This window comes from Tenacibaculum sp. MEBiC06402, assembly GCF_049239625.1.
In the GTDB taxonomy this organism is placed as follows: domain Bacteria; phylum Bacteroidota; class Bacteroidia; order Flavobacteriales; family Flavobacteriaceae; genus Polaribacter.
Window position 1 is genome coordinate 182,901 of record NZ_JBMKKT010000086.1, and the last position, 10,632, is coordinate 193,532.

7 protein-coding genes are annotated in these 10,632 nt (G+C 32.6%); all 7 read right to left on the reverse strand.

The window, feature by feature from the left end; all coding sequences use genetic code 11:
* Positions 1–70: 70 nt before the first annotated feature.
* A complete protein-coding gene (locus ACOSP6_RS04860; protein ID WP_422094070.1) occupies positions 71–1,966 on the reverse strand; it encodes a peptidase M61 in 1,896 nt (631 codons plus the stop codon).
* Between the two features lie 144 nt (positions 1,967–2,110).
* On the reverse strand, positions 2,111–2,812 hold the full coding sequence (locus ACOSP6_RS04865) for a hypothetical protein (protein WP_422094069.1): 702 nt from the start codon (positions 2,810–2,812) through the stop codon (positions 2,111–2,113).
* 86 nt (positions 2,813–2,898) lie between these two features.
* Entirely contained in the window at positions 2,899–3,279 is a 381-nt protein-coding gene (locus tag ACOSP6_RS04870; protein WP_422094068.1) for a TraR/DksA family transcriptional regulator, read from the reverse strand.
* Between the two features lie 4 nt (positions 3,280–3,283).
* Positions 3,284–6,691: an isoleucine--tRNA ligase gene (gene ileS, locus ACOSP6_RS04875; RefSeq protein WP_422094067.1), complete on the reverse strand. Its 3,408-nt coding sequence runs from the start codon at positions 6,689–6,691 to the stop codon at positions 3,284–3,286.
* A 119-nt stretch (positions 6,692–6,810) separates the two neighbouring features.
* Entirely contained in the window at positions 6,811–8,949 is a 2,139-nt protein-coding gene (locus ACOSP6_RS04880) for an OmpA family protein (protein ID WP_422094066.1), read from the reverse strand.
* A gap of 16 nt (positions 8,950–8,965) precedes the next feature.
* Positions 8,966–9,913, reverse strand: coding sequence for a type IX secretion system membrane protein PorP/SprF (locus ACOSP6_RS04885; protein ID WP_422094065.1), 948 nt, complete (start codon positions 9,911–9,913; stop codon positions 8,966–8,968).
* 16 nt (positions 9,914–9,929) lie between these two features.
* On the reverse strand, positions 9,930–10,632 hold a 703-nt coding region (locus tag ACOSP6_RS04890), incomplete at its 5' end, for a gliding motility-associated C-terminal domain-containing protein (RefSeq protein WP_422095701.1).

A 10,632-nucleotide genomic window follows, 5' to 3' on the forward strand; every position in this document is an offset into this window, starting at 1 on the left:
TAGTTTTAAAAACAAAAGCCCAATTAACTTTATCAGTATTTATTGGGCTTTTGAAGATTTTTTTTGTTGATTATCCTTTTAACCAAGCACTTAATAACTCTTTTTGTTTTTGAGTTGCATCAGCTTTTGTCTTTAAAGCTTTTCCTTTCGTGTACGCTTGAGTTAAGGTGTTTTTAATGATGATTTCTTTACCATCTCTTTCTAATTTAACTTCAACTTCTTGACCTGGTTTCCATCTAAAAACTCCTTGGAAAACAGTATTCGCATTTTGAGGTGATAACTTAACACCGTTAATTTCTCTAATGATATCATTTGGTAACACTCCACTATCTGTCCAGTAGCTATTTTGCTTAACTACCTCATTAAAAATAATGTTTCCTGTTGCCATATCTGGACTTACGATAAACACACCATTTCCTTGAATGTAATTCGTTTTAACTTTATCTTCAGCTATAGCTACCCCAACTTTATTAAAGAACTTGTTATAATCTATTGGAGTTCCTCCAACAACATGAGTATTTAAAAATTCTCCAACAGAAGGATATGTCATTTTCGTAATTTCTTCTATTAAAGCATCATCAGAGAAAGGTTTGTTTTTACCATACTTATTTGAAAGCTCTTTCATTAAAGATAATATTCCACGTTGACCATTACTTTCTTCACGCATTAAAATATCAATACACATACCAATTAAGGCTCCTTTTTGGTAAACGTTAATATACTGGTCGTGATATTCTTTCTCTAAAATATTTTCACTCATTTTAGTAAAACTCATAGCATCATTCATTCTAGAAGCTCTCGTAATTTTCTCCATTACTTTAGTGAAAAACTCTTCTTGACTAACTAAATCTTTATTTACTTGGAATAGCGTAGCAAAATATTCAGTTACCCCTTCGTACATCCATAAATGTTTCGAAAACGTAGGTTGATTATAATCGAAATAATGCACGTCTTCTGAGTGAACACTTAACGGAGTAACTATATGGAAAAACTCATGAGAAACAACATCTATCATAGATTCGGCTAATTGCTTATCATCCATAAATTCTGGTAACACTACCACAGTAGATGTATGATGTTCTAAAGCTCCAAATCCTTTTGGAGCAGTTTCATTGTTTCCTGCTAAGTACAAGTAAATATCGTAACGAGGTGTACTATTAATACTTCCTAAGTATGATTTTTGAGCTTGCATCATTTTCTCCATAACCGCTTTTATCTTTTCAGCAGAATGCTTCTTTGTAGGAGAATATACACTTAATACAATTTTAATATCACCAACCTGAAATTCTTCAACATCTAATTCACCATAAAACATTGGATTATCTGTGATATCAAAATAACGAGGAGCAAAATAACTTGAGGTAATTGTTTTTCCATCATCACTAGTTTTAGTGTTTACTTCTTGCAAAGCAGAAGTTCTTAAGAATTTTGACGGAGCGACAACATCTAATTTGTATTGATTGTTTTTTAAAGAATCGAAATAACCAATAAACCCATGAAGATTTAGCACATAATTAGTGTCTTCAATATTTGTTCCTGACGGAGAAAAAGGCACTTCTTCCGTTCCAATTCCTCCAACTTTTTCTTGATCGAAGGTATCGTTTACTAAATACGTAACTTTATCTAAATTAACAGCATTTGCTATTTCCCATGTATTGGTATCTACTTTTGTTACTGTTAGTGGATTCCCATTATAATCTAAAGCTTGAAAACTATCTATGTACTTTCCAAAATCACTAACCGAATATGTTCCTTGTACTACTCGAGGTAATCTGTACACAACTTTATCTGTTCTAAAGCGACCTGGATTAATAATTACAGGAACTTTATCATTCTCAACTTTTGTTAAATCTAATTGAGTTTCAATAGGATTTGTAGTAGCAAAATCATTCGTAACTGATTTTGTAGAATTACAACCCACCAACAACAAACCAGCTGCAATGGCTGTTAATTTATTCATATTCATGTATAGTATAATTTAAAATATAGATAATAAGTTGGCGAAAGTTACGAACTGTTACAGTAATACGAGAATATTTAACTGTTTTTCACATTTGATATTTTAATTATGTGAGATAAAAGATTTAAAATGTAGTGTAAGTGTATTTGTCTATTGATTTTTCCACCAATGTTCCTTTTCTCTATTCAAAGCATTCTTTCTAATTTGATCATTTGAATAATCTAAATAAGCATTTGTATAATTGAGCCAACCGAATTTATGATAATAAGGATTAGGCGCGAATTCTGCAGTTCCAACATCTAGATCTCCGCTATCTGGAATACGATAATCCCCCCAATTACATTTTTTTGAAGATTTACTTTTATAACTAATCCAAATTCCTTCAAACTGATTATTTTGGTAACCATCTGCACTTGACATTAAATTATCATATACTAAAACTCCTTTCTCATTAATTATAAAATCAGTAAAGAACTTTCCCTTTAGTAAGCCACTTCCCTTTTCCTTAGTATCCTCATAAAAAGCGTATTCACCAACCAAAGAACCTTGTTTTATATTTGGTACATCTGTCTCTAAAATATATGTACAAGTTGTAATTTTTAATATTCCTTGAAAACTACAGATATTGTCCTTTACTTTAGTTTTGCCATAGACAAAATATTCTAGGTTGTTTCTTGGATTTTTAATAACAGAAATAAAGTGTATAAAAAAGCGCTGATATTTTTCACCTATATAACCAATTGGCTCTGTTTTATTCATTACAAATAAATCAGACACGTTATAGTTCTTAATTTCTTCTATAAAATTAACTCCCTCGATTTCCTGAGTATATCCAGTTATTTGAACAAGCAAAAAAAGAAAGATTAGGATTTTTTTCACACTCTAAATTAATAATAATTAAAACATAAAAAAAGCTCCCACTTTGGGAGCTTTTTAATTTATTGTTTTCTTTTTGCCTCAATGCTTAACGTAGCATGTGGGACTAATTTTAAACGTTCTTTTTGAATAAGTTTACCTGTTACTCTACACACACCATACGTTTTATTCTCAATACGTATTAATGCATTTTTTAAGTCTCTAATAAACTTTTCTTGACGAATTGCTAACTGCATATTCGCTTCTTTTGCCATGGTATCAGTTCCTTCTTCAAAAGATTTGAAAGTAGGAGACGTATCGTCTGTTCCGTTATCTGATCCATTTTTGTATGAAGACCTTAACAATTCAAGATCTTCTTCAGCTCTTTGGATTTTCTTAAGAATAATCTCTTTGAACTCTTGCAAGTCCGAGTCTGAATACCTTACTTTAACATCTTCTGCCATACTACTAAGCTTTTTCGATTAACATTTTACTCTTGATGGTATCGAACTCAATTTCTGTACCATTTTCTAACGTATCAACAAAAACTAACTCATTCGTTAATGTTTCTGTCTTGATGTATCTTTCGTTAGCAAGAACTGATTGTTGGAGTTCAGCAAAATTTAGGAAAGTAAGTTTAATTTTATCTGTTACTTCAAAGCCTGAGTCTTTACGGGCATTTTGAATTCTATTTACTAATTCTCTTGCGATACCTTCTTTTCGTAAATCTTCTGTGATTGTAACATCTAGAGCTACTGTTATTCCATCTGCATTTGCTACTAACCAACCTTCAATATCCTTTGACGAAATTTCTACATCTTCCGTTCCTAATGTAATACTTTTTCCGCTAATTTCTATAGAAATTTCACCATCTTTTTCTACCTGATTTATTTGCTCTTGGGTAAAAGACTGAATTTCAGAAGAAACCAATTTCATGTCTTTACCGAATTTTGGTCCTAAAGCTTTAAAATTAGGTTTGATTTGCTTTACTAAAATTCCTGAAGCATCATCTAATAGCTCAATTTCTTTTACGTTTACTTCTGATTTAATTAAATCAGAAACAGCGGTAATCTCTTCTTTTTGAGCGTCATCTAGTACAGGAATCATGATTTTTTGTAATGGCTGACGCACTTTAATCTTCTCCTTAGCTCTTAACGAAAGTACCAATGAAGAAATAGTTTGTGCGTTTTCCATTTTACGTTCTAATGATTTATCAACAACTGAAGCATCAAATTTTGGAAATTCTGCCAAGTGAACACTTTCAAAAGTTTCTTTACCTGTAGCTGCATTTAAATCTTTATATAAACGATCCATGAAGAATGGTGCAACTGGAGCTCCTAATTTAGCCACAGTTTCCATACAAGTATATAAAGTTTGGTATGCCGAAATTTTATCTTGAGCATATTCTCCTTTCCAGAAACGTCTTCTACATAAACGAACATACCAGTTACTTAAATGATCTTGTACAAAATCAGAAATTGCTCTTGTAGCTCTTGTTGGTTCATACTCTGCATAGAATTTATCAACCTTTTCAACTAAGGTATTTAATTCCGATAAAATCCAACGATCAATCTCTGGGCGATCTACTAATGGAACATTTGCTTCACTGTAATTAAATCCATCGATGTTTGCATATAAACTGAAGAACGAATACGTATTATACAATGTTCCGAAGAACTTACGTTTTACTTCTTCAATACCAGCAATATCAAACTTTAAGTTATCCCAAGGATTTGCGTTAGAAATCATATACCAACGTGTAGCATCTGGACCATATTCTGCTAAAGTTGTAAACGGATCAACTGCATTTCCTAAACGCTTCGACATTTTTTGTCCGTTTTTATCTAATACTAAACCATTAGATACCACATTTTTATATGCTACAGAATCGAATACCATGGTGCCAATTGCGTGTAAAGTATAGAACCACCCACGAGTTTGATCTACTCCTTCTGCAATAAAGTTTGCTGGATAACTCTTTTTATTATCAACTAATTCTTTGTTTTCAAATGGATAGTGCCATTGTGCATATGGCATTGATCCAGAATCGAACCAAACATCAATTAAATCACTTTCACGACGCATAGGTTTTCCTGATGCAGAAACTAAAATGATTTTATCTACAACATTCTTATGAAGATCTACTTTTTCGTAGTTTTCTTCAGACATGTTTCCTACTTCGAAATCAGCGAAAATATCAGCATCCATAACACCAGCTTTCACTGCTTTTGCTATTTCTGATTTTAATTCTTGTAAAGATCCGATACAAACTTGCTCAGTTCCGTCTTCTGTTCTCCAAATTGGTAATGGAATTCCCCAGAAACGAGAACGAGATAAGTTCCAATCGTTAGCATTTTTTAACCAATTTCCAAAACGACCTTCTCCTGTTGATTTTGGCTTCCAGTTAATGGTTTCATTTAAATCGAACATTCTATCCTTAACATCAGTTACTTTGATGAACCAAGAATCTAATGGATAGTATAAAATTGGTTTGTCGGTACGCCAACAGTTTGGATAACTGTGTACATACTTCTCTACCTTAAATGCCTTATTTTCTGTCTTTAATTTAATCGCTAATTCAACATCAACAGACTTCTCTGGAGCTTCACCATCGTTGTAATATTCATTCTTCACATACTTCCCAGCGAATTCTTTTAATTCTGGTCTGAATTTACCTTGTAAATCAACTAACGGAACAGGATTTCCATTTTCATCTAACACTAACATTGGAGGTACTTCAGGTGTAGCTTGTTTCGCTACTAATGCATCATCAGCACCAAATGTTGGAGCTGTATGTACGATACCTGTACCATCTTCTGTTGTTACGAAATCACCAGAAATTACTCTAAATGCATTATCTGCATTTTCATATGGTAATACATAATCGATTAATTGTTCGTATTTGATTCCAACTAAGTCGGCACCAACAAACTCTTTAACGATAAAATATGGAATTACTTTGTCACCATCTTTGTATGATAATAACTCAGACTTATCTTCTACTTGATTGAACTTTTTCCCCGCGAATTGCTTAGCAACTAAGTTTTTTGCTAAAACTACATTGATTGGTTTAAACGTATATTGGTTATAGGTTTCAACTAAAACATATTCTATTTTAGGACCAACAGTTAATGCAGTATTACTTGGTAATGTCCAAGGAGTTGTTGTCCATGCTAAGAAATGAATATCACCTTCATTTTGAAGGAAATCTGGTAATGTTTCTTCTAAAGCTTTGAACTGAGCAACCACCGTAGTATCTGTTACATCTTGATATGTTCCTGGTTGATTTAATTCATGAGAACTTAAACCTGTACCCGCTTTAGGCGAATATGGCTGAATTGTATATCCTTTGTATAGTAAATCTTTATCATAAATCTGTTTTAGTAACCACCAAACAGATTCCATGTATTTTGATTTGTATGTGATATATGGATCGTTCATATCTACCCAATATCCCATTTTATGCGTAAGATCATTCCAAATATCAGTGTAACGCATTACTGCTTTTTTACAAGCTTCGTTGTATTCTTCAACAGTAATTTTAGAACCGATATCCTCTTTTGTAATTCCTAATTCTTTCTCAACACCAAGTTCAACTGGTAAACCATGCGTATCCCAACCTGCTTTACGCTTCACTTGATATCCTTTTTGAGTTTTATAACGACAAAAAATATCTTTTATAGAACGAGCCATTACGTGGTGAATTCCTGGTAAACCATTTGCAGATGGAGGTCCTTCGAAAAAGACGAATGGTTCATTTCCTTCACGTGTAGTTACACTTTTTTCAAAGATGTTATTCTCTTCCCAATAGTTTAAGATTTCTTCTGCTACTTTCGGTAGATCTAATCCTTTGTATTCAGTAAAATTCTTACTCATTTTGTCGTTCTATATATTGAATTCGCGAAATTACGTATTTTATTGTAATCCTTCGATTTGAGCCAACAAAAAAGTGCCCGTTTAGGCACTTTTTAGAAATTTCTTAATTATTTTACTTTTTATTTTAATTTAATCTTTTGACCGATTACAATTACATCATCTTTTAAACCATTTAGCTCTTTTAATCTTTCTACTGGAATCCCAAACTTCTTAGAAATACTAAATAAGGTATCTGATGCATCTGAAACAATGTAATAATCACCCGAATTAGTATTGATTTCAGGTTTTTCAGGCTGATTTACAACGATATTATTGTTTTTAGAGTTTACGATATAAAAATAAGATCTTCTGTTCTTCTGATGTTCTTCCTCAGTACATTTAGTTTTACTCGTATTTCTACAGTTGTTCAGCAATCTATCTTCTCCAAAACCAACGGCGCTCTGAATTCTTTCAGAAGCAATTCCTCTTGAAATTATATAATCTCTGGTAGATTTCGCTCTTTTATCAGAAAGCCATCTATTGTATTGTCTTGTTCCTCTACTATCGGTATGAGATTCGATACGAATTACCATCTCAGGATGATTTTTCATTACTGACACAATATGTTCTAACTCGTACTCTGCGTCTTCACGTATGTCGTATAAATCGAAATCAAAATAAATAGGCTTGATTACAATTTGCGCTTCTTCCTCTGTGGCATCAACAATTAAAGATTCTAACTCTAAATCTGTTTTAATTTCTTTCTTATCAACATCTTCTGTTACTGCATCTTTTTGATCATTTCTATAATCATCTTTAGACGCAGATACTGTAAAGTTATTTTCACATTCAATATCCTTGAAAACATATTTACCATCTGCTTGTGTTTTTTGCTCACTTACAGGGTTTCCGTTTTCATCAATTAAACGCACTACCGCGCCAGGAATAGGGTTTCCGGTTTCTGAGTCTGTCACATAACCACCAATATCTTCCTTACATCTATAAATCACAAAGCTGTAAATATCATCATCTCCTTTTCCTCCTTTTCTGTTTGATGAAAAATAACCATATGATTTATCTTCACTAATAACAAAGCTAAAATCATCCAAAGGACCGTTTATAGGAGCTCCTAAGTTTACAGGATCAGTGAACTCATCATTCTCGAATTTTGCTTCGAAAACATCTAAAGCACCCAAACCTAAATGCCCATCAGAAGCGAAATACATGGTATTTTCTTCATCTACTGATGGAAACATTTCTCTTCCTTCGGTATTAATAGGTCTACCAAGATTTATTACTTTTCCGAAGCTTCCATTTTCGTTAATAGCAACTTTGTAAATATCTGTAGCTCCAATACCATCAGACATGTCAGACACAAAATACAATGTTTTTTCATCGGCACTTAATGCAGGGTGACCACATGAATATTCATTACTATTAAAAGGTAATTCCTCAATTTTATCCCAATTTCCATTAACTAAACTTGCCTTATACACTTTTAGATGTGTTACCCTATTTTTATCTCCCTCTAATTTATCACCATTATAGTTATCTCTAGTAAAGTACATTGTTCTACCATCATTTGTTAAAATCGCATTAGACTCGTGATAACGTGTATTTAGTGAAGTTAGCTTCTCTGAATCATTAACCTGTAATCCCTTTTTAATATCGTCGCTAAAATCAGCTGGAGCTTTATAAATATTAAGGAAAGGTTGTTCATTCCACTTGTATAGTTTTTTATCAAACTTTGACCCCTCAGGTTTTGTTGAAGCGTAATAAAGTTCATCCTTGTAAATAAAACCTCCAAAGTCTGAATATTTAGTATTAATATTTAGGTTTTGAATGCTAACAAAAGTTTTCTTTTTGTTTGAATACTCGACAAAATAATTTTGATTCTTTTCTAAGGCTATTGCCCTAGAGTCTCCTTTATTTAAATCTTTTAATTTACGTAACCATTTATCTGATTCCTCAATTTTACCATTACTTTTTAATGTTTGAGCATATCTAAACATATATTCTGAAGAGACACCTTCTTTATATTTTTCGAATAATAAGCGGTACCACTTTTCTGCCTCAACTGTATTTGTATTGTAGTAATTAGCATCCCCTAGCCTACTAATTACCAACATAGATTCATCTCCTTTATTATAAATTACTTCATATAACTCTGCAGACTTTTTGTAAGCATATTCTTTAAAATAACGATCAGCAGCATATCTTCTTTGTGAAAACCCCGAAAAACTAATTATTAACAAATAAAATAGTACTATTTTCCTCATAAAAAATAATTTAAATCTAAAAGAATCTAGGTGACTTTAGCACCCGATCTCTAAAAATATCCCAACGTAACATAAGCTCATATGTTCCCGAATTAAAATTGCTATAATTTGATGTTGTCAAATCATACGCAAAGCCTATGTTTAAATTTTTTGTTGCCTGAAATCCTAACAATGCACTGATAGAATCATCCCACCTCCAAGCCAAACCAGTCATGAATTTCTCATTGAATAAGAAATTCGCTGAAACATCAATTGATAGCGGAGCTCCATTCACAGCTTTCACTAATGCCGCAGGTTTAAATTTTAAAGTCTCATTTAAATCAAGCACATATCCTGCGATACCAAAAAAGTGTAATCTCTCCTCCGCTAAATCCCCATCTCCGAAACTTGTTGTTGCAACAGTATCATCATAATGATCTGTCCTAATAAAGTTCGGAATTGAGGCACCAATATACCAATTCCTTTTGTAGAAATAGATACCTGCTCCTATAGTAGGTAAAAATTTACTGATATTTCCTTCAAAAATTCGCTCTTGTTGCCTAGCTGTTCCCTTACTCCAATCAATGGCTAAATGTCTACCACCTAATTTTAAACCAAAGGCAAGATTACCTTCGTTACCAGTTCTAATTGTATAAGAAACATTGGCATCAAGATAAATCTCATTAGCAGGCCCTATTTGATCATTTGTTAAATTAATTCCCAAACCAATACCTGAATATCCGATAGGTGTATCATAACTTAATGTTTGAGAATCAGGAGCACCATCTAAACCGACCCATTGTGTTCTCCCTAATGCAGTAATTACAGTATGATCATTTGATCCAGCGTATGCTGGATTTACACTCATTGTATTATACATATACTGCGTGTATTGTGGATCTTGTTGTGAGAACAATTCTGCTGAATTTAAACACAACAGTAACGTTAACAAAATATGAATAAATATTTTTCTCTTATTGAACATAACCTAGCGAATATTTTTACTTGTTAATATATAACCATCCCGTTACTGGCTTTTCACCATTACCTGGATCAATTACATAGTAATATGTTCCTACAGGCAATTTCTGATCAACACTTATTGTTGCTCTACCATTCGAAATACCTTCAAATCTTCTAGAAGTATCTATATTACTATATCCTTTAATTTTGTATACAGTATTACCCCATCTATTGAATATTTCAACGGTATTGTTAGCATACTCTGGATTGTCTATACAAGGTATAAAAAAGAATTGATTATCATTATTACCATCTCCTGGGGACATTAAATTATATGGTGACAAGCAGGTATCTGTAGATATCACAGTAATTACAACTGTTGCAGTACTACAATTTTGTGGAACTAAATTGTCACAAATTGTATATGTAAATGTATCTGTTCCGCTAAATCCATCATTCGGAGTATATATAACTACATCGTCACTTGGATCATTTGGTGTACCACCATCATCAATTGTAACTGTTCCATTGTTAGGATCTGTTACTGTCAATGTCCCATCCGTTGGAATGTCATCATCATTAGTGTAAATATCTACATCTACAGAAGTGTCTTGATCGGTAGTTACTGAATCATCGTTTGCTACTGGCGCTTCATCAACTGGTGTAACTGTTACTGTTACCGTAGCGGTAGAACAGTTCGCTGGACTAGCGTTATCACAAATTGTATATGTGAATGTATCC